Source organism: Ruegeria sp. H7 (genome assembly GCF_056532945.1).
In genome coordinates, this window is the sequence record NZ_JBQFNZ010000002.1 from 364,896 (window position 1) to 388,250 (window position 23,355).

The 23,355-nt window shown below is 60.8% G+C and carries 23 protein-coding genes; 6 read left to right on the forward strand and 17 right to left on the reverse strand.

The genetic code is table 11. The annotated features are described in order from the left end of the window. Positions 1-5: 5 nt before the first annotated feature. From tatB to ACR0AC_RS06885, 3 genes are all read left to right on the forward strand, one after another. Complete coding sequence (gene tatB / locus ACR0AC_RS06875) at positions 6-464, forward strand: Sec-independent protein translocase protein TatB (protein ID WP_170450203.1); 459 nt, start codon at positions 6-8, stop codon at positions 462-464. Continuing rightward, positions 461-1,336 (forward strand): twin-arginine translocase subunit TatC, encoded by an 876-nt coding sequence (gene tatC, locus ACR0AC_RS06880; protein ID WP_170519024.1) that lies wholly within the window; start codon positions 461-463, stop codon positions 1,334-1,336. Before tatB ends, tatC begins: the two co-directional genes overlap by 4 nt. Before the next feature lie 117 nt (positions 1,337-1,453). Then, positions 1,454-2,296 (forward strand): ATP-binding protein, encoded by an 843-nt coding sequence (locus ACR0AC_RS06885; RefSeq protein ID WP_480872529.1) that lies wholly within the window; start codon positions 1,454-1,456, stop codon positions 2,294-2,296. A 62-nt stretch (positions 2,297-2,358) separates the two neighbouring features. Here the strand turns inward: ACR0AC_RS06885 and ACR0AC_RS06890 are convergent, their stop codons facing one another. From ACR0AC_RS06890 to ACR0AC_RS06970, 17 genes are all read right to left on the reverse strand, one after another. Then, positions 2,359-3,003 (reverse strand): SDR family NAD(P)-dependent oxidoreductase, encoded by a 645-nt coding sequence (locus ACR0AC_RS06890; protein WP_480872531.1) that lies wholly within the window; start codon positions 3,001-3,003, stop codon positions 2,359-2,361. A gap of 42 nt (positions 3,004-3,045) precedes the next feature. Further along, on the reverse strand, positions 3,046-3,294 hold the full coding sequence (locus ACR0AC_RS06895; RefSeq protein ID WP_170450211.1) for a hypothetical protein: 249 nt from the start codon (positions 3,292-3,294) through the stop codon (positions 3,046-3,048). A gap of 254 nt (positions 3,295-3,548) precedes the next feature. After that, entirely contained in the window at positions 3,549-5,072 is a 1,524-nt protein-coding gene (purF, locus tag ACR0AC_RS06900; protein ID WP_170450213.1) for an amidophosphoribosyltransferase, read from the reverse strand. A gap of 637 nt (positions 5,073-5,709) precedes the next feature. Then, positions 5,710-6,300 (reverse strand): CvpA family protein, encoded by a 591-nt coding sequence (locus ACR0AC_RS06905; protein WP_170519014.1) that lies wholly within the window; start codon positions 6,298-6,300, stop codon positions 5,710-5,712. Between the two features lie 40 nt (positions 6,301-6,340). Next, positions 6,341-7,705, reverse strand: a complete 1,365-nt coding sequence (gene radA, locus ACR0AC_RS06910; protein ID WP_480872534.1) for a DNA repair protein RadA — start codon at positions 7,703-7,705, stop codon at positions 6,341-6,343. Between the two features lie 120 nt (positions 7,706-7,825). Continuing rightward, positions 7,826-8,605, reverse strand: a complete 780-nt coding sequence (locus tag ACR0AC_RS06915) for a kinetochore Spc7 family protein (RefSeq protein WP_480872536.1) — start codon at positions 8,603-8,605, stop codon at positions 7,826-7,828. 151 nt (positions 8,606-8,756) lie between these two features. After that, positions 8,757-9,209: a paraquat-inducible protein A gene (locus ACR0AC_RS06920; RefSeq protein ID WP_170450221.1), complete on the reverse strand. Its 453-nt coding sequence runs from the start codon at positions 9,207-9,209 to the stop codon at positions 8,757-8,759. 570 nt (positions 9,210-9,779) lie between these two features. Beyond that, entirely contained in the window at positions 9,780-10,526 is a 747-nt protein-coding gene (locus ACR0AC_RS06925) for an ATP-binding cassette domain-containing protein (RefSeq protein ID WP_170450223.1), read from the reverse strand. Then, positions 10,523-11,305: an MlaE family ABC transporter permease gene (locus ACR0AC_RS06930; protein ID WP_170450224.1), complete on the reverse strand. Its 783-nt coding sequence runs from the start codon at positions 11,303-11,305 to the stop codon at positions 10,523-10,525. The genes ACR0AC_RS06925 and ACR0AC_RS06930 overlap by 4 nt, the downstream gene beginning before the upstream one ends. Further along, positions 11,302-12,336, reverse strand: a complete 1,035-nt coding sequence (gene alr / locus ACR0AC_RS06935; protein WP_170621895.1) for an alanine racemase — start codon at positions 12,334-12,336, stop codon at positions 11,302-11,304. Before alr ends, ACR0AC_RS06930 begins: the two co-directional genes overlap by 4 nt. Before the next feature lie 225 nt (positions 12,337-12,561). Next, complete coding sequence (locus tag ACR0AC_RS06940) at positions 12,562-13,632, reverse strand: Hint domain-containing protein (RefSeq protein ID WP_480872539.1); 1,071 nt, start codon at positions 13,630-13,632, stop codon at positions 12,562-12,564. Between the two features lie 117 nt (positions 13,633-13,749). Next, positions 13,750-15,240 carry a replicative DNA helicase gene (locus ACR0AC_RS06945; protein ID WP_480872541.1) on the reverse strand — a complete coding sequence of 497 codons (1,491 nt, stop codon included), beginning with the start codon at positions 15,238-15,240 and terminating at the stop codon, positions 13,750-13,752. Positions 15,241-15,441: 201 nt separating this feature from the next. Continuing rightward, positions 15,442-16,119, reverse strand: coding sequence for an orotate phosphoribosyltransferase (locus ACR0AC_RS06950; protein ID WP_480872543.1), 678 nt, complete (start codon positions 16,117-16,119; stop codon positions 15,442-15,444). A 138-nt stretch (positions 16,120-16,257) separates the two neighbouring features. After that, a complete protein-coding gene (locus ACR0AC_RS06955; RefSeq protein ID WP_480872545.1) occupies positions 16,258-17,439 on the reverse strand; it encodes an ammonium transporter in 1,182 nt (393 codons plus the stop codon). 207 nt (positions 17,440-17,646) lie between these two features. Further along, on the reverse strand, positions 17,647-18,114 hold the full coding sequence (locus ACR0AC_RS06960; RefSeq protein ID WP_480708266.1) for a CinA family protein: 468 nt from the start codon (positions 18,112-18,114) through the stop codon (positions 17,647-17,649). Beyond that, positions 18,111-18,608, reverse strand: a complete 498-nt coding sequence (locus ACR0AC_RS06965; protein ID WP_170518984.1) for a phosphatidylglycerophosphatase A family protein — start codon at positions 18,606-18,608, stop codon at positions 18,111-18,113. Before ACR0AC_RS06965 ends, ACR0AC_RS06960 begins: the two co-directional genes overlap by 4 nt. Continuing rightward, positions 18,605-19,735 (reverse strand): bifunctional 2-C-methyl-D-erythritol 4-phosphate cytidylyltransferase/2-C-methyl-D-erythritol 2,4-cyclodiphosphate synthase, encoded by a 1,131-nt coding sequence (locus ACR0AC_RS06970; RefSeq protein ID WP_170621891.1) that lies wholly within the window; start codon positions 19,733-19,735, stop codon positions 18,605-18,607. Before ACR0AC_RS06970 ends, ACR0AC_RS06965 begins: the two co-directional genes overlap by 4 nt. A gap of 185 nt (positions 19,736-19,920) precedes the next feature. Here ACR0AC_RS06970 and dusB point away from each other — a divergent pair, with 185 nt between their 5' ends. Genes dusB through ACR0AC_RS06985 form a run of 3 tightly spaced genes read left to right on the forward strand, consistent with a single transcriptional unit; the run spans position 19,921 to position 23,350 of the window. Then, on the forward strand, positions 19,921-20,904 hold the full coding sequence (gene dusB, locus ACR0AC_RS06975) for a tRNA dihydrouridine synthase DusB (protein WP_480780658.1): 984 nt from the start codon (positions 19,921-19,923) through the stop codon (positions 20,902-20,904). Then, positions 20,901-21,983 (forward strand): ATP-binding protein, encoded by a 1,083-nt coding sequence (locus ACR0AC_RS06980; RefSeq protein ID WP_170621889.1) that lies wholly within the window; start codon positions 20,901-20,903, stop codon positions 21,981-21,983. Before dusB ends, ACR0AC_RS06980 begins: the two co-directional genes overlap by 4 nt. Further along, the gene (locus ACR0AC_RS06985; protein ID WP_170450246.1) at positions 21,983-23,350 is read left to right on the forward strand and encodes a sigma-54-dependent transcriptional regulator; all 1,368 of its coding nucleotides are present in this window, start codon (positions 21,983-21,985) and stop codon (positions 23,348-23,350) included. The genes ACR0AC_RS06980 and ACR0AC_RS06985 overlap by 1 nt, the downstream gene beginning before the upstream one ends. Positions 23,351-23,355: the final 5 nt, after the last annotated feature.

Here is a 23,355-nt window from a genome sequence, read left to right on the forward strand (position 1 = left end):
CGCAGATGTTTGATCTGGGCTGGACCGAGCTTCTGGTCATCGGCATCGTTGCGCTGATCGTGGTGGGGCCCAAGGACCTGCCGGTGCTGTTTCGCAATGTCGGGCGCTTTGTCGGCAAGGCGCGGGGCATGGCGCGCGAATTCAGCAGCGCCATGAACGAAGCGGCGGATCAGGCGGGTGTGAACGAGATCAAGAAGGGTCTGAATGCCGCAACGAACCCTGTGAACACGGCCATGGATGGTGTGAAACAGGCGGCGCAGGACATGGCCAAAAGCATCGACCCAACCAAATACGATCCCGACAGCGCAACCGGGAAACTGGCGGCCGAGCGGGCCGAACAAGCCAAGAAGGTTCAGGCCACAAGCGCCCGCGCCACGGCCGAGCGCAAGGCCAAGGAAGCCGCTGATGCGCTGGCCAAGGCGGAAGAAGCTGAAGCGGCGCTGAATTCCGAGAACAAGACATGAGCAAGACCGACGAAATCGAAGACAGCTCGGCCCCGTTGATCGAGCATCTGGCGGAACTGCGTACGCGGCTCATTCATTGCGTCGTGGCGTTTCTTGTCGGGATGATCATCTGCTTCACCGTGGCAACGCCGCTTTTCAACTTCCTGACGCACCCGCTGTGTGAGGTGCTGAACGAACGCGGACAGGATTGCGGGCTGATCTTCATCTCGCCGCAGGAAGGGTTCTTTGTCGCCATCAAGGTCTCGCTTCTGGGCGGTTTCATTCTGGCTTTCCCTTATATCGGAATGCAGATGTGGCGCTTTGTGGCGCCGGGGCTGTATCGGTCGGAAAAGAACGCGTTTCTGCCCTTTATGGTCGCGTCGCCCTTCATGTTCCTGCTGGGTGCAAGTTTTGCCTTCTATGTCGTCACGCCGCTGGCTTACGATTTCTTCCTTGGCTTCCAGCAGTTTGGCGCGGAAGGTGAGGCTGTGGTCGATGGTGCAACAGCCGCGCCGCTAAGCGTCGTGTTCCAGGGCTCGGCACAGGAATACCTGAACCTGACGATCAAATTCATTGTGGCCTTTGGGTTGTGCTTCCAACTGCCGGTCCTGTTGACCCTGATGGGCAAAGCCGGATTGGTCAGCGCCGAAGGGTTAGGTGCAGTGCGCAAATACGCGGTCGTGGGGATTCTGGTTCTGGCCGCGCTGGTGACGCCACCCGACGTGATCACTCAGGTCATCTTGTTCGTGGTCGTCTATGGCCTTTACGAAGTGTCGATCTTCCTCGTCGCCCGTGTCGAGAAAAAGCGCGAGGAACAACTGCGTGCCGATGGCTATTATGATGACGAAGCCGAAGCGGATGAAGAGATCATTCAGGAAGAAGAAGGCAAGTAACCTTCCCTGATCCCGGACAAAGGCGCGCCCCGGTTGGCGCGCCTTTTTCATTGGCGGCTCTTGTTGTGGCGGGCGGATCATGGTTTGAAACCGCCAGACCCTGACCCGGAGGCCCCGATGGACGATCAAGCCCTGAAACGTATTGCCGACGCGTTGAATCGTATGGCACCCGCCCCATTGGCCGCCCCGGATTTCAACCAGGCCCCGGCCTTTGTCTGGCATGTCGAGCCGGACCGGCTGGAGCCGGTGAAGCAAGTCAACCGGGTCGACCTGGATCTGCTTGTCGGCATCAACCGCTCACGAGACACCTTGCTGGACAATACGCGCCGGTTTGCCGACGGGTACAAGGCCAACAACGCGCTGCTCTGGGGGGCGCGGGGGATGGGGAAATCCAGCTTGGTCAAAGCAGTGCATGGCACGCTGCAGGCAGATCACCCAAACCTGAAACTGGTGGAATTGCAGCGCGAGGATATGGGCTCGGTCGCGCGCCTGCTGAACCATCTGCGGGCCGCGCCGTACAGGTTTATCCTGTTCTGCGATGACCTGTCCTTCAGCCATGATGACCAGCACTACAAATCGCTCAAGGCCGTGCTGGATGGCGGTATCGAGGGCCGCCCCGAGAATGTGGTCTTCTACGCCACCTCAAACCGCCGCCACCTGATGCCGCGGGACATGATCGAGAACGAACGCTCCAGCGCCATCAACCCGTCCGAAGCGGTCGAGGAAAAGGTCTCACTCTCCGACCGTTTTGGTCTTTGGCTGGGCTTCCACCCCTGCGATCAGGATGAATACCTTGCCATGATCGACCGCTACTGCGGTGCCTATGGGGTTTCAGTCGACCCAGAAACCCTGCGCGCCGAAGCCATCGAGTGGCAGGCCACCCGAGGCGCGCGCTCGGGCCGCGTCGCCTGGCAATTCTTCGTCGATCTGGCGGGGCGCAACGGCGTCCATATCGCCTGATCCCAGCTTCATCTGGCCAAAAATATCTCCGCCGGAGGCATGGCCCGGAACGGGCCATTCCCCTATAGCAGTGCCAAAATCCGCGCCGCCTCATCTGCCGTGTTGGTTAACACATCCCGATCTTCGCCGGGATGGAACCGAGCGCGTACGGCTGTCGGCATCGGCGCAGGTTCCACGATGGAAACCCGTGGGCCGGTGCGTTCGGTCTCGACCTGCCAACTGCGGGCCAGTGCCATCTGTGCAGCCTTAGTGGCCCCGTAGATGCCATAGAACTTCTCGCCCGCCTTGGGGTCGTCAAAGAACACTGCGTGACCGGCTTCACCCAGCAAAGGCGTTACATAAGGGATCAGGACCGAGGTGGCATTGGCGTTTGTGTTCATCGCCTTCGTCCACTCTTTCGGATCAACGAAATGCGCCGGTGTCAGGGCCGATGTATGAACGGCCGTGTGCAACCAGAGATCAACCTTGCCCCAGCGATCGTGAATGCCCCGACACAGGGTCGCCATGGCGTTTGGATCGGTGATGTCCATTGGGGCTAGGGTGGCGGATCCGCCCTTTGCCTTGATCCGGTCGTCCAGTTCTTCCAGCCCGCCGGTGGTGCGGGCAACGGCGACGATGTGATAGTCGGGGGCCAGCGCTTCGGCAAGGGCTGCGCCCAACCCGCGTGAGGCCCCGGTGATGAGGGCAATTTTGGTCTGATCGGTCATGGCAGCGGTTTGAACCCCATCGCGCAGGGCGTCAAGAGGGGGTTAGCCCCCCGGAATCGCGATCCGCCGGGTCTGGCCGCTTTGTCGCAGCATGATCCCATGTTCATCGATGGCAACAATGGTGCCCGAACCGACCCGGCTGCCGGTCTTGACCTCTCTCACACGACCCGACGCCATACGCATTAGTGCGCGCAGATCGCTTTTGGGGCCAAAGATCCCAAGAACAGACACAGAGTTTTTCTTCAGCGCGCCCTTTTGGGTGGCCGCGCTTTTGACGGTGGCGTTGGACATGAACTGCGGTCAGGGCAGGGCCCGGACCCCTTTGGTGAGTGGTAGCAGAAGGGTGGTTAACAAAGGCCAAAGGGGAACAAAAGACTGCCGCCGCGTCGCAGATTTCGGTTCAAAACACTGCGCCGCCGAAGCCTTTGCAAATCCAAAGGGTTCAACTTGGGGATGTGGCGGCAACTTTTCGTGATCGATTATGCATCGACCCAAACCGCCCAAATCCCGGACCTGACCCCCTCAGCTTGATTCGCCTTCTGACCTCAGCCCGAGGCCAGCTTGGCCCCGTTCCACGACCCACCAACGACCTGCATGTCTTCGCGCTTTTTGCTGACCCGGCTGCTGTTTTCCAGACTGTCGAGGTAGTCGTCGCTGACGCTGCCGGTGATGTAATCGCCGTCAAAGCAGGAACAATCGAAGGCCTCGATCTCGGGGTTGCCTTCCTTGGCTGCCCAGACCAGATCGTCGAGATGCTGATAGAACAGGGCATCCGCGCCCAGTTCCTCGCGGATTTCTTCGATTTCTTTGCCGTTGGCGATCAACTCATGCTTGGTGGGCATGTCGATGCCGTAGACATTGGGATATTTCACCGGAGGCGACGCGCTGGCGATATAGACCTTTTTGGCCCCGGCCTCGCGGCACATCTGCACGATCTTCTTGATGGTATTGCCGCGCACAATCGAGTCGTCGATCAGCAGGACATTGTGATCCTTGAACTCAAGCGGAATGGCGTTCAGCTTGCGGCGGACGGATTTCTGGCGTTCTTCCTGACCGGGCATGATGAATGTCCGACCGACATAGCGGTTCTTCACCAGACCTTCGCGATAGGGGATGCCGGTGATCTTGGCAGCCTCAAGCGCCACAGGGCGGGCGCTGTCGGGAACCGGGATGATCCGGTCAATCTCAAGCCCCGAATCCTGAATCTGCTTGGCCAGCGTTTGACCCATGCGCATCTGGGTTTTGTAGACCGATACGCCATCCAGCAGAGAATCCGGACGGGCCAGATAGACATATTCGAAGATACAGGGCGTCAGCTTGCCTTCGACCGCCTGGAATTCGTGCATGTTGCCGTCCAGATCGATCAGGATCGCCTCACCCGCGCGCAGGTCGCGCAGTTTCTTGAACCCGTTGATGCCAAAAGCCACATCCTCGGAGGCAAAGGCATAGTCGTTGCCGTCGCCATCGGTTTCGCGCACAGCCACCGACAGGGGGCGAATGCCGTACGGATCGCGGAAGGCCAGCATCCCGACTCCTGCAATCAGGCAGATGACGGAATAGGCACCCTGCACCCGCTCCATCGTCATCTTCACGCCCGCGAAGATGTTGCGGATGGGTTCGACATTGCCGTTGACCTTGATCGCATCGGCCACTTTGTCGGCCAGCACGTTCAGCAGAATTTCGGAATCCGACGTGGTGCGCAGGTGGCGGCTGTATTTGCCTGTCACCTTCTCACGCTGCTCGGCGGTGTTGGTGATGTTGCCGTTATGGACCAGATAGATCCCGTAAGGCGCGTTCACAAAGAACGGCTGCGCCTCAGCCGCGCTGAGCGAACCTGCGGTCGGATAGCGCACATGGCCCATGCCGACCTTGCCCAGCAGGGTTTCGGCGTCCGTTGCGTTGAAGACGTCCTTGACCAGACCGTTGGCCTTTTTCTCGCGAAAGAACTCACCATTATACGTGACGATCCCCGAGGCATCCTGACCCCGGTGCTGCAGCATCAGCAGCCCGTCATAGATTTCCGCAAACACATCATGTGTCCGGCTTGCGATCCCCAAAATCCCACACATGTACGGGCTCCAATTTCTATGACGTTGTGACGAGAGGTTTGACCGGCATGTAGGATCGGATGGCCTGCGCCAGACGCGGGATTGGGTGTGTTTCCAAAGCCAGATGGCCAATCATCGATGCGGCGCACGCAGATGAAAACACAAAGAACAAGACCGGCAGCTCCGATTCCGTGGCGGGTTGGCCCCCACATAATGCCTTAGAACGCGCCTGTCATCAAAGGATCACAAATACACAATGCCGCAGGTGGGTTTTGTGCAACCGTGATCCCGGGCCAAGGCTGATGACATATGATTTCATTTATGCTGACATGTCGGAAAGGGCGCGAAAACCAGGGGATATAGCGGGCAGGGGGCTTCTATGTGGCAAAACAGGGCACCATCGAAGAAAGATGAAACACCCAAGCGGCGGTGCCATCGATGTCGCGGCATGGGGCGGGCGCCCTGTCAGATCTGCAACGGCTCGGGCGAGGTCATCAAAAGCCGCGATATTCACGGCAAGCCGATCACCAGTCGCTGCGACGGCTGTTTCGGGCTGAAGACGATCCGATGCACCGTATGCGGTGGCGAGGGTTTCGTTTAGTTTGACACAAAAAAGCCCGGGCAGTGCCGGGCTTTCCGTAGACTGGTTAAGCAGCAATCAGTTGCCGGTGCTTTCAGCAGCAGGGGCCGAACCGTTCGAGGTGCAGCTTGCTACCAGCTCTTCATACTGCGCAGTGACCCAGCCCAGGGCGGCCTCGGGGTTCTGCTCTTCGATCTGCGAACTGAACTGTTCGAATACCTTGGCCGAGCGGCTTTCATCCACGATCGTATAGGACTGGCCGGTCATGACCGTGTCGTAGACAAAGAAGGCGATGGCAACCAGCAGGATGCCACGTGCAATGCCGAAGAAGAAGCCAAGCGCCTGATCCAACCCGCCCAGAGCGGAACGCTGCACCAGTGACGAGAACAGCGGTGTGAAGATGCTGACCACGATCAGGGCGATGGCGAAAACGGCGGCGAACCCTGTGATCACCGACAATTCGCAACTGTCGCGCAGGAAATCCCCGACAACCGGGATTTCCTTGACCAGCGGAACAGCCTGCGGTGCAAAGATGAATGCAAGGACTGCCGCCGCGACCCAACCTGCGATGGCCAGAACCTCGCGCATGAACCCGCGCGAATAGGCCAGCAGACCTGACAGCACGATGATCAGGGCCACAACCCCGTCAATTATTGTAAAACCTTCCATGGCCCTCGCCTGTTCTTTTTCTGCCCCTCGCGGCGCGACTTTAACCTGCTCCGAAGGTTTCGCCAACAAACCCAACCAAATCAGAGGGCCGGGTGAGTGTCAGACCTGCCACAGTACCGGTTTTGCCGCCAGCCGGAGCGATTGCCGACGTGAAACCAAGTTTTTGGGCTTCTTTCAACCTGTTTTCGGTCTGCGGGGCCGGTCTAAGTGCCCCGGATAGAGAGATTTCTCCGAAAACCACCGTGTCTGCGGGCAGGGCAGTGTCTTCGCGCGCGCTCAGCAGCGCGGCGGCAACGGCCAGATCGGCGGCGGGTTCGCCGATTTTCAGGCCTCCGGCGACATTCAGATAGACGTCCAGGCCGGTGAAGGGAACGCCGCATCGCGCTTCGAGCACCGCAAGGATCATCGCCAGACGCCCGCTGTCCCAGCCAACAACCGTACGGCGCGCCTGCGAATGGGGCGAGGGGGCGACCAGCGCTTGTAACTCGACCAGAACGGGCCGGGTGCCTTCAATGCCTGCAAACACGGCGGAACCGGGGCTTGGGGTGCCGCGTTCCGACAGGAACAGGGCCGAGGGGTTGGTGACTTGGGCCAACCCCTTGCCGGTCATTTCAAAGACGCCGATCTCGTCGGCGGGGCCAAAGCGGTTCTTGACGGCGCGCAGGATGCGGAACTGATGGCCGCGCTCGCCTTCGAAATAAAGAACCGTGTCGACCATATGCTCGACGACACGAGGGCCAGCGATCTGACCTTCTTTGGTGACGTGACCGACCATGATGATCGATACGCCATGTCGTTTCGCAAACGTGGTCAATTCATGCGCGGCAGCCCGGACTTGTGACACCGAGCCCGGCGCGCTGTCCACATTGTCGGCCCACATCGTCTGAATCGAGTCGATGATGGCGAGGCCCGGGTTCTCGGCCTCAAGCGTTGTGAGGATGTCGCGCAGGTTGGTCTCGGCCGCCAGTTGGACGGGCGCATCTTCCAGCCCCAAACGGCGGGCGCGCATGCGGACTTGTGCGCTGGCTTCTTCGCCTGAGACATAGATGGTTTTGACGCCCGCGCGCGCGAACCGTGCGGCGGCCTGCAGCAGAAGGGTGGACTTGCCGATGCCGGGATCTCCGCCGACCAATAGAGCAGAGGCGGGGACGAGCCCGCCGCCCAACACGCGGTCCAACTCGTCCACCCCGCTGAGTGTACGGGGTGGCGGTGTCTCCTCGGTCGACAAGTCCGTGAGTGCGATGGACGTGCCCCGCTTGCCGCCGAGGGATTTCTTGGCCGGACCCGCCGAAAGCGGCACGTCCTGAGTGATTGTGTTCCATTCGCCGCAGGCGTCGCAGCGGCCGGACCATCTTGTATGCGTGGCGCCACAGGCCGAGCAGGAGAAGGAAGTCGTCTTTGCCATGTGGCCTTTGGTGCCCGAGGATGGGCGGTTCTTCAAGCCCTTGCGGGCTTTCATCCCCGCCGGTGACACGCTGCGGGCTCAGGCCCGACGGGCCATCCCCCGCAGCGGGCGCTGACGCGCCTATTCCGCCGCCCGAGGGGGGGACATTGCGATGACGCTGGACGGGCTTGGATCGCTGTCATCTGGGGGGGATTGCAATTGGGCGGAAAGTTCCGGCAGCAACTCGAACAACTCGTCCCGCAGGCGGCTGAGTTGGGATTTGGCGATGGATTCCTCGATCTCGATATCGCGGGTCCATTGGCTGAGCTCGTGCAGGATGGTCTGTGCATCCTCGATCCGCTTCTGAAACAACTCAACCTCTTCCTGCCGCTGTTGCAGGAAGGCGCGGGCGCGTCTGACACGATCCTCGCCATAGGTTTCGGCCAGTTCCTGACTGACCTGGCTCATCTGGGCCGCGGTTTCCAGAACTTCAGGTTCCAGCGCTTGAAGGTCGGGGTGATCCCGCAGAAAGGCCATCCGTTCCTTCACCGCGTCGAATTCCGAGGCCAGCGCAAACGCCCCGCTGCGGTCTGCGGCATGGGCCACCTGATAGGCATGGGCGATGTCCTCCATGTTCAGCGAGAACTTCCGGTGCGCGTTTTCCAGCGCCATCATCCGCGCGTTTGAGGGCAAATAGAAGGCCAGCATGAGAATCAGGCAGGTCAACCCGATCTGGATATAGACGCCCGCATCGATGGGGCCGCCGACAAATCCGGCCTGCATCGACAACCACGGCCAGACGCCGAGCGCGGACAGCGATGTAGCGACAACTGCGCCAAGCGCTGCGGCGCAAATCAGGAAAAAAGTCAGTCTTAAAAAGGCATTCTGAAATTGCAATGTAATGTTATGGAGCGCGGCCATGATAGTCCTTCTCCTTTTCAAACCGGTACACACCGGGCCGAAGCGGAGGGAAAGATCAAACACGCAAGGTGATCCGCTGCGGACCCGTAAACGACAAAAAACTTTGCTGCTCGAATACTAAAATGATACTCAGATTAATGTTTTCAATCAATTAGGTCTGAGGATTTCGTGAACTGGATGTCATCTCGGTAATATAGCCGAGCGCCAGAGAGGCCAGAATGCAGGCGGTGAACAGGTACAGGCCCCAAGCGGTTTCGATGGTGGCGTATGAGATGCCCTTGGCCAGCGTGATATAAAGCGCGATCAGGAAGATGTCGGCCATTGCCAGTTTGCCGAGGATGTTCAGTGCGGGTTGTAGCCGAGCATCCATCAGGTCCCATTGGATCAGCGCGGTGCCGATGGTTTTGACGTAAGGCGCGACGAGGGCGAAGATTGTGACGACCAGCGCGAGGAAGACGTCGGATTTCCAAAGCGACTGGAGGCCGGTGATGACGCTGATCTCGCTGAGGCCAAAGATGGGGAGGAGACCGGCGCGCATCAGCGGGGCGAACCACGCGATGGGGTAGAGGATCAGGAGCGAGAGGGTTGCGAGGCGGAGGGGCATGTATCCGGTTCACGAAGAAAAGTCACTTGGTCGTGCTTTCTCCAGTTTGTATGGTCGATGTCCCCAGTCAATCAGAAGTTTGAAGCGATGGTAGTAAGTTACTACTTTGCTCGCAGCGTGGTAACTGCAGAAGCTCATAGTATCTATTCGCTTCTAGAACTTGAAAAACTGCGCAGATAACAATCGCCAGCAGGATAGCAGCGGGAACAAGCTCGAATTTTCTAGGCTTCCACCGAGTTTTGAAGGCGCCGATCAACCAAATAAGAACTAGGAATACGTAGAGAACGAACAGAGCCAAGCCAAAAACTGTACTGTAGTACCTTACAAAGTCTTCGCTCGACTCGGAAACCATCGGAAGAAACAACCTAGTGAGCGCGAAAGCCACCAGTATGTAAAACGAACTGAGCCCTTTTTTGATTGTTCGCGTTGTGAAACCCAGCTTTCGCTTTATCAGAAGCGAAACAAATACCGCGAATGGCAACAGCAGAACCAGAACGAATGTTATTAATCCCAGACCGAAGTTCTGAGACCTGTATAGTTCGCCAACATCAACGCAGCTTTGTTCCATGCTCAACGCACCGCCTCAATCGGCCCTTCTGCACTCCCGCTGATGAACTGCTCCAGATACGGATCGCCCGAGGCGTCCATCTGGCCCACAGGCCCGGTCCACTGGATCACCCCGTCATGCAGCATCGCCACGTTGTCGGCAATCGCGCGGACGGAGCTCATGTCGTGGGTGATGGTCATCGCGGTGGCACCCATCTCGGTCACGATTTCCCGGATCAGGTCGTTGATGACGCCGGACATGATCGGGTCCAACCCGGTGGTGGGCTCGTCAAAAAAGATGATCTCGGGCTCGGCGGCGATGGCGCGGGCGAGGCCGACGCGTTTCTGCATGCCGCCGGACAGTTCCGACGGAAAGCGGTCGGCCACGTTGGATTTCAGACCGACGCGGCGTAGCTTTTCGATGGCGATTTCGCGGGCGTATTCGGGTGGGCGTTTCAGCGGACCGCGCAGCAGGCGGAAGGCGACGTTCTGCCAAACGGGTAGTGAGTCAAACAGCGCCGCGCCTTGAAACAGCATGCCGAACCGGGCCAGAAAGGCATCTCGGTCGCCTTTGGTGGCGTCTTTGCCGTCCACATAGATCATGCCGCTGTCGGGTTTGATCAGGCCCAGAATGCATTTCAGCGCCACCGATTTACCGGTACCCGAGCCACCGATGATGACCATCGACGTGCCCTTGGGGATCTCAAGGTTCAGCCCTTGCAAGACGTGGTTGTCGTCAAAGGCTTTATGTACGTTCTCCATCCGGATCATAGCGAGAAGAACACCCCTGTCAGAACGAAGTTGGCGGCAAGGATCAGCACGGCCGCGGCCTCGACCGAGCCTTTGGTGGCGCGGCCAACACCTTGCGCGCCGCGACCCGAGCTCATGCCGTAGTAGCAGCCCATGACGGCGGCGATCATGCCGAAGGCGGCCCCCTTGACCAGTGATGAGACGATGTCGCGCGTCTCAAGGAAATCCACAGTGTTTTTCAGGTAGGTCGCTGGGTTGAAGCCCAGGTTTTGCGTGGCAACCGTATAGCCGCCCATGATGCCGATCACATCGCCCACCGCGACCAAAGCAGGAACGGTGATAACCGCCGCCAGCACGCGCGGGGCGGTCAGGTATTTCATCGGGTGGGTGGACAGCGTGACCAGAGCGTCAATCTGCTCGGTCACTTTCATGGTCGCAATTTCTGCGGCAATGGACGAGGTCACGCGCGCCGCGATCATCAGACCGACCAAAACGGGGCCAAGCTCTCGCACCATGCCGATGGCGACGATCTGGGGGACCACGGCCTCGGCATTGAAGCGCGCGCCGCCGGAATAGATCTGCAGGGCCAGCGCGCCACCGGTGAAGATTGCGGTCAGGCCTACCACGGGCAGGGACAGCCAGCCGATATTCAGCAATGCCATGGCGAATTCGCGCGGGTAGAAGGGCGGTCGAAAGATATGCGACACCGCGTCCAGCGCGAATAAGGCGACGCGTCCGAACGCAGCCAGCATGTTCAGGACCGCGCGGCCCAATCCGCCAAGCATCAGAATGGGGTTCATTCCACGTAACCCCGCGAGTACCTGCGGCCCAGTGACGTCAGAATTTCATAACCGATCGTCCCTGCGGCCTCGGCCAGATCATCCACCGTCTGATGGCCGTTCAGGATGCGCAGGCGTTCGGGGTCCTGCGGCAGGTCGGTGACATCGACGGTGATCAGATCCATCGAGATACGGCCCACGACCGGGCAGGGCTGATCGCCCGAAAACGTATCAATGCCGCCGCCAATCGCGCGGTGCAGTCCGTCCGCATATCCCGCCGCCACTGTGGCGATGCGCGATGGACGCCGGGCAGTCCAGCTGTTGCCATAGCCTACGGATTCTCCGACTTCCACGGCGCGGACCTGAATGACCGGCAGATCAACCGTGACCACCGGCTTGGCCCCGGCAAAGGGCATGCCACCGTACAGGCCGACGCCCGGACGGCAGAAGTCGAAATGGAACTCGGGCCCCAGCAATGTCCCGCCCGTCGCCGCAAGCGAGCGCGGCGCGGTGACACCGTCCGTCATCTCGCGGAAGGTTTTCAACTGCTGCTGGTTCATCGGATGATCGGGCTCGTCCGAACAGGCGAGGTGGGACATCACGACCACCGGGTTCAGCGCCTCGGCCATGGGGCGCAGCTCGGCCCAGTCGGCGGGTTCCAGCCCCAGACGGTTCATGCCGCTGTCAAGCTGGATGCCGAACGGGTGATCGGGCAGGGCCTGCATATGGCGCTGGAACTGCTCGGCCGAGTTGATCAGCGGCGTCAGATCGTGATCGCGCAGCAGATCGGTGTCACCCTCCATATGGCCGGAAAACACGGCTACCATCGGCCCGGGGCCAACAGCCTCACGCACGGCGACGCCTTCCTCGGCGACGGCGACGAAAAACTTGCGCACGCCTTCCTCGGCCAGCGCGCCGCTGACGGGTCCGGCCCCCAACCCATAGGCGTCGGCCTTGACCACGGCGCCGGTTTCAACATTGGTCTTTGCATCCAGCGCCCGCCAGTTGCTGGCAACGGCCTGAAGATTGATTGTTAGTCGTGCTGTACTCATGCGTCGTTCATGCCATTGCGTCGTGGCAGGTCAAGGGGGTATCGGGCTTTTCCCGACAAGATACGCTGCGACATAGGCAGCATCTGGCTGAGTACAAACGGTCCGCGCGGCTGTCGAGCGTAATCTTCTGCAAAAACACCATTGTTTGAAAGGGGTTTGGATTATGTGACATCTGGCGTCAAACGCGGCTGAAGCCAATTATCGTTGACCCGCTTCGGGTCAAGCCTATCCCTGCGCAGGCGGCGACAGCAGCGGTTTTTCGTTACTCAGATGCCGCGCCACCAGTTTGCGCTGCTGCTTGCCGTTGGGAATGAAACAGGCATGCTTGCCGGTTTGTGCCTCAGCCGCATTCAGCGCGGGGAACAAGGCCAGCAATTCAGCCCGCGCCTCTGGCGTGACGGCAAACACGGCCTGCGGGCCGGTGAACAGGCTCTCGCTGGGCGCGCCTTCGGCGAACAGGACAACATGACAATCAAACACCAGATGATGATAGGTGACCTGAGTGATGCTGTCGTCGATGAAGATACCGGGCAGGTCGGTCAGCCGGATTGCCGAGATCAGCACGTCCTGCGTTCCAAACATCCGCCCGGCAATCGGCGACCGCACCAGCATGCGATGTTGACGCGAAACCAGCAGATCGCGCCCCGGCAAGCTCTGGCCCAAGGCTCCGGCCACGATACGGATCGGGCGCAGCTCGGGTTGCGAGATCAACTCGGACTGTCGCAGAGCGCGGGAGAGATTCAGCCGCAGAGGCAGATACGCCCCGGTTGCGGTCAGGACCAAGTCGCCGGGTTTCAGGTCTTCGACGGCAATCTGCCCGCTGTCGGTCTGGATCAGAGTGCCGGTTGCAAAACAGGGCGCGCCCGGGCTGGGGTTGTCGTTGACGACATAGTTGATGCCATCGGTCGACGTGACCGACTGCGTTGAATCCGTCAGGTCCGGATCGCTGTCGTTGCCAATGCGGTTTGCGGTCAGACCATCGGCGGCCCCTTCGGTGGCCGTGACGTCGCCGTCGAATGACACGAACCCCAGAACGGTGCCATTGTCATCGAGGGATACCGCGCCAAAGCGATTGATGCGGGCGTTCAAAACGTAATAGTCGAACCCGCCGACGGTGGTCATGGTGCCGCTATCGACCGACGTTGTGCTGCGCACTGTGCCGTTGGGGTTATACACCTCGACTGTCAGGCCCGAGACACTCTGGCCCGTGGGCACCCGGATTTCGATGAAGTCGTCATCCGGGTTGTTGAAGCCCGGACCGTTACGGTAGCGAATTTCCGAGATGATGGCTGGCAAATTCCGCGCGTCCTTTTCAGAGCATGGCCTCTATCTAGCCCTATACCCAGCCTGCCGTACGGGTGAGAGGCAACGGCATTCTCCCCGTGGGACACGGGTGCCCGGCACCAGCTTGGGTCAGTACCCCGCGATCTCGCCGCCCTGTTGCCAGGGTTTGACCAGATTGCCAAAGCGGGTGAACTGTGCCTCGAACGACAACTCGACCGTGCCGATGGGGCCGTGGCGCTGCTTGCCGACGATGACCTCGGCCTTGCCGTGCAGGCGTTCCATGGCCTGTTTCCACTCTTCCATCTTTTCCAACTCGTGATCGCCGGGCTTTTCGCGTTCCTTGTAATATTCCTCGCGGAACACGAACATGACCACGTCGGCATCCTGTTCGATCGAGCCCGATTCCCGCAGGTCGGACAGTTGCGGGCGCTTGTCATCGCGGTTTTCGACCTGACGCGATAGCTGGGACAGGGCGATCACCGGGATGTTCAACTCTTTGGCAATGGCTTTCATGCCCATCGAAATCTCGGCGATTTCGTTGACGCGGTTGTCGGCCATGCCGCGGCACAGTTGCAGATAGTCGATCACCAGCAGGTCCAGCCCATGCGTCCGCTTCAACCGCCGCGCGCGGGCGGCCAGCTGAGAAATGGGCAGGGCAGGGGTGTCGTCGATGAATAGCGGGCAGGCTTCCAGTTCCTTGGCCGCGTCCACGAAACGGCGGAACTCGGCCTCGGTCATGTCGCCCTGACGGATCTTGTGGCTTGAGATTTCGGATGCCTCGGCCAGAACCCGGCCTGCAAGCTGCTCGGCGCTCATCTCAAGCGAGAAGAACCCGACCACGCCGCCATCAATCGCGCCTTCAGAGCCATCGGGTTTCAGCCCGCGCTTGTAGGCTTTGGCCACGTTGAACGCCACGTTGGTCGCCAATGAGGTTTTTCCCATCGACGGACGCCCCGCCAGAATGATCAGGTCGGATGGGTGCAGGCCCCCAAGCTGCTTGTCGAGATCGGCCAGACCGGTGGAAATCCCCGCCATGCCGCCACCGCGCTGGTAAGCCTCGTTGGTGACGTTGACGGCTTCTGTGACCGCCTTGAGGAAGGATTGAAACCCCTGTTCGGTCTGGCCCTGCTCGGATAGCTGATAGAGCTGTTGCTCGGCCTCGACGATCTGTTCTTTCGGTTCGCTGGACACATCAACCCGCGCCGCCTTGTCCGAGATGTCCCGGCCCAGCCGGATCAGCTCGCGCCGGATGGCGAGGTCATAGATCATCTGGGCGTAGTCATGCACCGCAAAGGCACTGATCGACGCACCCGCCAGCTTGACCAGATAGGCGGGACCGCCCAGTTCCTTCAGGCCCTCATCCTCGGCCATGAAGGACTTCAGCGTCACGGGCGAGGCCAGCGCATTCTTGGCGATGCGGTTGGCGGCGACCTCATAGATGCGGGCATGGACCGGATCATAGAAATGCTCGGACCCGATGATCGAAGCGACCCGGTCATACAGATCGTTATTGGTCAGGATCGCACCCAGAAGCTGCTGTTCAGCCTCAATGGAATGCGGCATGGTTTCGGCGTTTTGAATCTGTGCCGCTGCCTGCTCGATACTGCTGATCTCGTTCATTGCTGCTCTCACCGTCCCTTGGGACAAGGTCCATAGCTTAGCCCTGCGAGTCGGGGCAAATTGTATGTTTTCTGGGGATATGCTGTGCATATCTCCGGGCCCCATCATCTTGAAGCATGAGGGGGCCGGACGTCAACATATTGTGCGGATTTAGTCCGCCGACCTGCCACTGTTTCCGTTTAGAAAACAGATTTCGCGACGTCAGCTTTTGTTCGCTTCCTGCCAGCCGCGCGGGTCGTTCAGAAAGGTTTCGACGCCGCTAAGGGTTTCTTCGTCAAAGGCCTTTTGGGCCTTGGCTTCGGCCAGAACATCCCACCATGTGCAAAGGCTGTGCAGCTTCACGCCATGATCGCCCAGCGTCTTTTCTGTCTCGGGGAAAATTCCGTAGTAGAAAATGACCGCCGTATGCCCGCAGGTCGCACCGGTTTCGCGGATCGCATCGACGAAGGACAGCTTTGACCCGCCATCGGTGGTCAGGTCCTCAACCAACAAAACACGCTCACCCTCGCTCATCGCGCCTTCGATCCGGGCGTTGCGGCCGTAGCCTTTGGGTTTCTTGCGTACATAGGTCATCGGCAGAGCCATACGCTCGGCCACCATCGCGGCAAAGGGTATGCCCGCCGTCTCGCCGCCTGCGATATTGTCGAACGCCTCGAACCCAGCCTCACGCATCACGGTGACGGTCAGGAAATCCATCAGGGTCGAGCGGATGCGAGGGTATGAGATCAGCTTGCGGCAGTCGATATAGGTCGGGCTTGGCAGACCCGAGGCCAGCGTGAACGGCTCGCGCGAGTTGAAATGCACGGCCTTGATCTCCAGCAGCATGCGCGCGGTCAGGCGGGCGATTTCGGTGCTATCGGGGAATGAGCTGGGGATCATGGTGCAAACCTCTGGGCTGAAAACGCGTTGCGGGCTGATAGCCTGACCCTTTGGCCGGAGTCGAGGGGGTGAAAAAAGAAAAGCGGACCCCCAAGAGGTCCGCTTAGGCCCTTACGGGCAGAGCATGCCAAGGTGGGCTTAGCTGCTCATGTCATAGGCCCGCTCGCCGTGTACCGACAGATCGAGCCCGTTTGTTTCGGTCTCGGCGTCTACGCGAAGTGGGGTGATCAGCGCAACCACCTTGACCAGTACAATCGTGACAACTGACGTAAAGACACCCACGATCACCAGCCCGCCCAGTTGCGCGGTCCAGGTGCCCAGACCGAACAGTGCAATCATAAGGGTGCCAAAGATGCCGCCCACCCCATGCACCGCGAACACGTCCAGCGTGTCGTCGATATTCAGCTTGTTGCGGATCACGAACACCGCCTCCTGGCACAGGATGCCTGCCACAGCGCCGATGATCAGCGCCTGAACCGGGCCGACAAAGCCCGAGGCCGGCGTGATCGAGGCCAGACCCGCGATGGTGCCAGTCACCAGACCGACCATCGAGGCTTTGCCAAAGCGGATTTTCTCCCACAGCGCCCAAGTTAGCGAGGCGGTGGCCGCGGACAGATGTGTGACGGTCATGGCCATCGCGGCCCCTCCGTCAGCGGCCAGTTGCGAGCCGCCGTTGAAGCCGAACCAGCCGACCCACAGCATCGCGGCACCGACCATGACAAAGCCCGGATTGTGCGGCGGTGTCGTGCGGTTGCGGCGGGGGCCGAGGATGACAGCGATGATCAGCGCGGCCAGACCGGCGGTTTCGTGGACAACGATGCCGCCCGCAAAGTCGCGCACGCCGATCTCACCCAGAATTCCACCATCGGCCAGCATCCCGCCGCCCCAGATCCAGTGCACCACCGGCGCGTAGCACAGCAACATCCACAGCGCCGAGAACGTCAGGACAAAGCCAAAGCCCACGCGTTCCACATAAGCGCCGACGATCAGCGCGGGGGTGATGATGGCAAAGGTCATCTGAAAGGCGAAGAACAGGATCTCGGGCAGGGTGCCTGCAAGGCTGTCCACATCGACGCCGATCAGGAACGCTTTGCCCAAGCCGCCCCACAGCCCGCTTTCGCCGGGGCCGAAGGCGATGGTATACCCCGCGACCAGCCAAAGGACGCTCATCAGGCAGGCGATGCTGAAACAGTGCATGAAAACGCTCAGCACGTTGCGGGCGCGCACAAGGCCGCCATAGAACAGGGCAAGCCCCGGTAATGTCATAAACAGGACCAGTGCGGTTGCAACGATGATCCAGGCTGTGTCGGCTCCGTTCATGGGCCGGTCTCCTTTTCCCTGCGGATGCTCCGGGACGCCCATCGGGGCAGGTCGGAGCCGTGTGAGTGATTGTGCGGGGCGTTGAAGCGGAGGCGGGGTGAGGAAAAAAGAGGCAGGGGTGGAAATTTGCGCCTAATTTGGCGTCTTTTGTTCAACTGATGACAGTTTTTGCATCAGTTGCGGGTGAATGCCCGAAAAACGGGCGGTTTAGGAAAAGGCCTGACGCAGCAGGGCCAGCGCATGATCCCGCGCCGCTTTGCGCACATGGTCCCGTCCCAAAGCACCGAATTCGACGGTTTCGGTGCAGGTTTCCAGCCCGTCACCGGCCAGCCCAAAGCACACGCGCCCCTCGGGCTTGAACTCGGATCCGCCGGGGCCTGCGATGCCGGTGACCGATACGGCCAATTGCGCCTGCGAGTTGCGCAGCGCGCCTTCGGCCATTTCGCGGGCGACCTCTTCGGACACCGCGCCGTAGGCGTCCAGAGTGTCAGGGCGCACACCCAGCAAGTCCTGCTTGGCTTGGTTGGTGTAGGTCACAAACCCGCGTTCGACCACGGCGGAACTGCCGGGAATATCGGTCAGGGCGGCGGCCACCATACCTCCGGTGCAGCTTTCGGCCGTGGCGATCATGACGCCGCGTGCCTTTGCCAGATCAAGCAGGGCGGCGGCGGTCACAGCCCCAGAACCCCATGTGCGATACCGGCCAGAACCGCGACGCCAATCGCAGCGAACACCCCGGCGATCACATCGTCTAGCATCACGCCCATCGCGTCATTGCGCCGGTCGGCCCAGCCGACGGGGCCGGGTTTGGTGATGTCGAACAACCTGAACAGCAGGAAACCCGCAATCCAACCGGGCCAGAGCGCCGTGATCTCAATCCCGTGCGCCCAGGCCGGATAGGACACGGCCCAGAGCGCGATGAACTGGCCCGCGACCTCATCAATCACGATTTCCGACGGGTCGTGATCGTCCTGACCAGCGGTCATCACGCGTGTTGCCCACACGCCTGCGATAAAGGTCGCAACGGTGGCAATGGCCAGCAGCGGAAAGCCACCCAATGTGTGCAACAGCCAGGCCAGGGGCAGGGCGGCCAGCGATCCCCAGGTCCCCGGAGCCGGACGCAGGTGGCCCACGCCACAGACGGTTCCGATCAGGCGCGCGGCGTTCATGCCTTCACCAGACAGGCGGTGGCCAAAGCGGCGATGCCCTCACTGCGCCCGGTAAAGCCCAGACGCTCGGATGTGGTGGCCTTGACCGAGACCTGACCGACCTGCAAACCCATGATTCTGGACATCTCTTCCCGCATCGCCTGCGCATGGGGTCCGATCTTGGGGTATTCGCAGACCAGCGTGCAATCGGCGTTCGAGATGCGATAGCCCATTTGCCCGGCCAGTTCGACGGCGTGGCGCAGAAAGATCTCGCTGTCGGCCCCCTTCCACTGCGGGTCAGATGGCGGAAAATGCTGCCCGATGTCGCCCTGCGCCAGTGCGCCATAGATCGCATCCGTCACCGCGTGCATGCCCACATCCGCATCCGAATGGCCCTGCAACCCACGCTCATGCGGGATTTTCACGCCGCACAGGATTACGTGATCCCCCTCGCCAAAGCGGTGCACGTCATAGCCGTTGCCCAGCCTTACATCCATATCCAGCCCCAATATGCGTTCTGCCCGGGCAAAATCCTCGGGTCGTGTGATTTTGATATTATCCGGGTCGCCCGGCACGATGGTCACGTCCAGCCCTGCGGCGCGCGCGACCTCGACATCATCCGCTGCGCCGCCGGGATGGGCGGCATGTGCTTCGGTGATCGCCTCGTAATCAAACCCCTGCGGGGTTTGCGCCGCAAACAGGCCCGTGCGGTCCTGCGTGCCAGTAACCGAACCATCCGCCCCGGTCCAAAGCGCGTCCGTGACCGCCAGACCCGGTGCAGCGGCCTTGGCCGAGGTCAGAGCCTCCAACACGTTTCGAATAGTGTTTTCCGCCACGCAGGGGCGGGCGACATCGTGGATCAGAACGCGGGTGACGCCTTGGTCCGCCAACGCCGCCAACCCGTTGCGCACGGATTCGGACCGGTCATTGCCGCCTGCGGTCAGGGTCAGGCCACTGGTTCGATATGCCGCCCACGCCGCGTCGTCGTCGGGCGAAAGCACCAGAACGATCTGATCGACCTGACCGCGAAACCTGGCGATGGTCCAGTCTGCCACTGTGCGATCGCCCAGCGTGCGCCATTGCTTCGGCGCACCCCCTCCGGCGCGGGTTCCGCGTCCGGCGGCGACGATGATGGCGGCGGTTGTCATTTGGGGCTCGGCCTTCCGTGGTTCTCGCCATTGTTTAGGGGGCGGTGAATGCAGAGGCAATCACCCGCGTTAACGTGATTAAAAAATAGGCAAGTGATGATTTTGCAGGCTTGTGACCCGCCGTTTTGTTGTTCATATGCGCGGAATTCGATATCAAAACCCCAAATGCTCAAGGATTAGGCACGTTGACCCTGCATCTTGCTGACAAAACCCTGAACCCGCCGGTGTTACTGGCCCCAATGGCCGGAATCACGGACCGGCCCTTTCGCGATCTGGTGATGCGCTTTGGGGCCGGAATGGTCGTCAGCGAAATGGTCGCCAGTCAGGAGATGGTGCAGGCCAAACCGGGCGTGCGCGAACGGGCCGAATTGTCTGCGGATGTGGAAAACACCGCCGTCCAGCTTGCCGGGCGCGAGGCGCATTGGATGGCCGAGGCCGCCCGTCAGGTCGCGGACCGCGGCGCGCGGGTGATCGACATCAACATGGGCTGCCCGGCCAAGAAGGTTACAAACGGCTATTCCGGCTCGGCCCTGCTGAAAACGCCCGATCACGCGCTGACGCTGATCGAGGCGGTGGTCGAGGCCGTGGACGTGCCCGTCACCCTGAAAACACGGTTGGGCTGGGATGATGCGCTGCTGAACGCGCCGGATGTGGCGCGCCGGGCCGAAGGGGCTGGCATTCAGATGGTTACGATCCACGGTCGCACGCGCTGTCAGTTCTATAAGGGTCGGGCCGATTGGCGGGCGATCCGCGCGGTGAAAGAGGCGGTCTCGATCCCCGTCATCGCAAATGGCGACATTGTCGATACCAAAGCGGCGCACGCGGCGCTGAACCATTCCGGTGCTGACGGTGTCATGGTCGGGCGCGGGGCGCAGGGAAAACCCTGGCTGCTGGCGCAGATCTGCCATGAGGTTTACGGCACCGATGCCCCTGTAATCCCGGACGGCACTGATCTGGTCGACATGGTTCGCGCGCATTATCAGGCGATGCTGGGTTTCTATGGCGCCGATCTGGGCCTGCGCGTCGCGCGCAAACATCTTGGCTGGTACATGGATGAGGCCGGAACACCCGCACCGTTGCGCCGGGCGGTTCTGACCTCACGCGATTCAGACGAGGTCCTGCGCCTGCTAAGCGATGCCTTGAACGGCACGGCAGAGGTGGCGGCATGACCTCGGATCAAAGCATCTGGAACTCGCTGCCGGTTCCGGCCTTTATCATTGATGCCGAGGATCGGATTGCCGACGTGAATTCCTCGGGCGAGGGGTTTCTGAATGCCTCGCGCAAAGCGGTGATTGGTGAGCCGGTCTGGGATCAGATCGCCGTGGATGCCCCGCTGGAAGTGGCGTTCCTGCGCGCCCGCCAGCACGGCACGCCCTTGTTCGTCAATGATGTGGATGCAGGCTCGGGCAACCGCGCGCCGTTGCAATGCGCGCTGCAAATCGCGCCCTTGGTCGGGCATCCGGGATCGATGATCATGATCATTTCCCCGCGCGAACTGGCCGGGCGCATGACCCGTGGCAATACCGTCAAATCCGCCGCCCAATCAGCGATTGGCATGGCCGAGATGCTGGCGCACGAGATCAAGAACCCTCTGGCCGGTATCACCGGGGCGGCACAACTTCTCAGCATGAATATCCCGCCGCAAGATCTTGAACTTACAGATCTTATCGTCGCAGAAAGCCGCCGGATCGTGAAGTTGCTGGAACAGGTTGAGCAGTTTGGAAACCTGCAGCAACCTGACTTCAAACCGGTCAATATTCACGATGTTCTGGACCGCGCCCGCCGCTCGGCCTTGCTGGGGTTCGGTGCGGACATGACCATAATCGAGGATTACGATCCGTCCCTGCCGCTGGCCTTTGGGGATCCCGACCAGATCCTGCAAGTGGTTCTGAACCTGCTGAAGAACGCCTCCGAGGCCGCAGGGCCGGACGGCGGCACAATTCGCCTGCGCACCTATTTCGAACATTCGTTCCGGCTGCGCCGCAGTGATGGTTCGGGCCATTCGCTGCCCCTGCAGATCGAAATCATCGATGACGGGCCGGGCCTGCCAGAGAAAATCCGCAGCGATATCTTCGACCCGTTCGTGTCCGGCAAGGAAAACGGAACCGGACTGGGGTTGGCATTGGTCAGCAAGATCATCTCGGACCATGACGGCTGGATTTCAGCCGAATCCGTTCCGGGACGCACCGTCTTTAAACTGTCGCTGCGCCGCGCACCGGCAGAGAGCATATCGAAGGAGAGCACCTGATGGATGGCACCGTTCTGGTCGCAGATGACGACCGCACGATCCGCACCGTTCTGACCCAGGCCCTGACGCGGGCCGGATGCAAGGTGCACGCCACATCCTCGCTGACCACGCTGATGCGCTGGGTGGGCGAGGGCAAGGGGGATGTTGTGATCTCGGACGTGGTCATGCCGGACGGGAACGGTCTGGAAATGTTGCCGAAAATCGCTCAGGACCGGCCCGGATTGCCGGTCATCGTGATCTCGGCCCAGAACACCATCATGACGGCGATTCAGGCGGCCGAGGCGGATGCCTATGATTACCTGCCCAAGCCGTTCGATCTGCCCGATCTGATGAAGCGCACCGCGCGCGCGTTAGAGCAGAAACAGCGCCTGCATACCGAGCCTGAAACCGAACAAAGCGACCGCCCGGATGAGTTGCCTCTGGTCGGGCGCACCCCGGTCATGCAGTCGCTTTATCGTTTGGTCGCGCGGGTGATGAATACCGATCTTTCGGTGATGATTTCTGGTGAAAGTGGAACCGGTAAGTCCCTGATTGCGCGCGCTATTCACGATTTCTCGGACCGGCGTACCTTGCCCTTTGTGACCGCAACGGCGGCCGACCTGCGTGACCTTGAAGGCCCCGCGCGCGTCATGGCCCGCGTGCGCGGCGGCACGCTGCTGATCGATGAGATTGCCGATATCGATGACGAGATTCAGGCCCGGATCGTTCGGATGATGGACACGCCGGGCGATCACGTGCCGCGCTTTATGGCCACCAGCCAGTCGGACCTGACGGACGGAATGGAAAGCGGTCGCATTCGGCAGGACCTGTATTATCGCCTGTGCGGCGCAACGATCCATGTGCCAGCCCTGCGCGAGCGGGTCGATGACATCACCCTGCTGGCCGAGCACTTTCTGGCCCGCGAAGAACGTGACAGCGGCACCAAGCGCTGGCTCAGCGCTGATGCGGTCGAGCTGGTCCGGCGTTATTCCTGGCCCGGCAACGTGCGGCAGTTGGAAAACGCGATACGACGCCTGAGCCTGACCAGCCGCGCGGATGAGATTTCAAAGGCTGAGGTCGAAATGGTACTGGGCAGCCAGCCCGAGGCCGAACCGGTTCTGGGCGGGGGCGAGCGCGAGAAGCTGTCCACGTCCGTTGAACGGCATCTGCGGCGGTATTTCGACCTGCACGGCAACATGCTACCGCCTCCGGGCCTGTACCAGCGTATCCTGCGCGAAGTTGAGGCACCGCTGATCGAAATCGCGCTGGAAGCGACCGGTGGAAATCAGGCGAAATGCGCGGATTTGCTGGGAATCAACCGCAATACGCTGCGGAAAAAGATTACAGACCTCGATATTCAGGTGACACGCCGTCGCAAACTGATGTAATATCG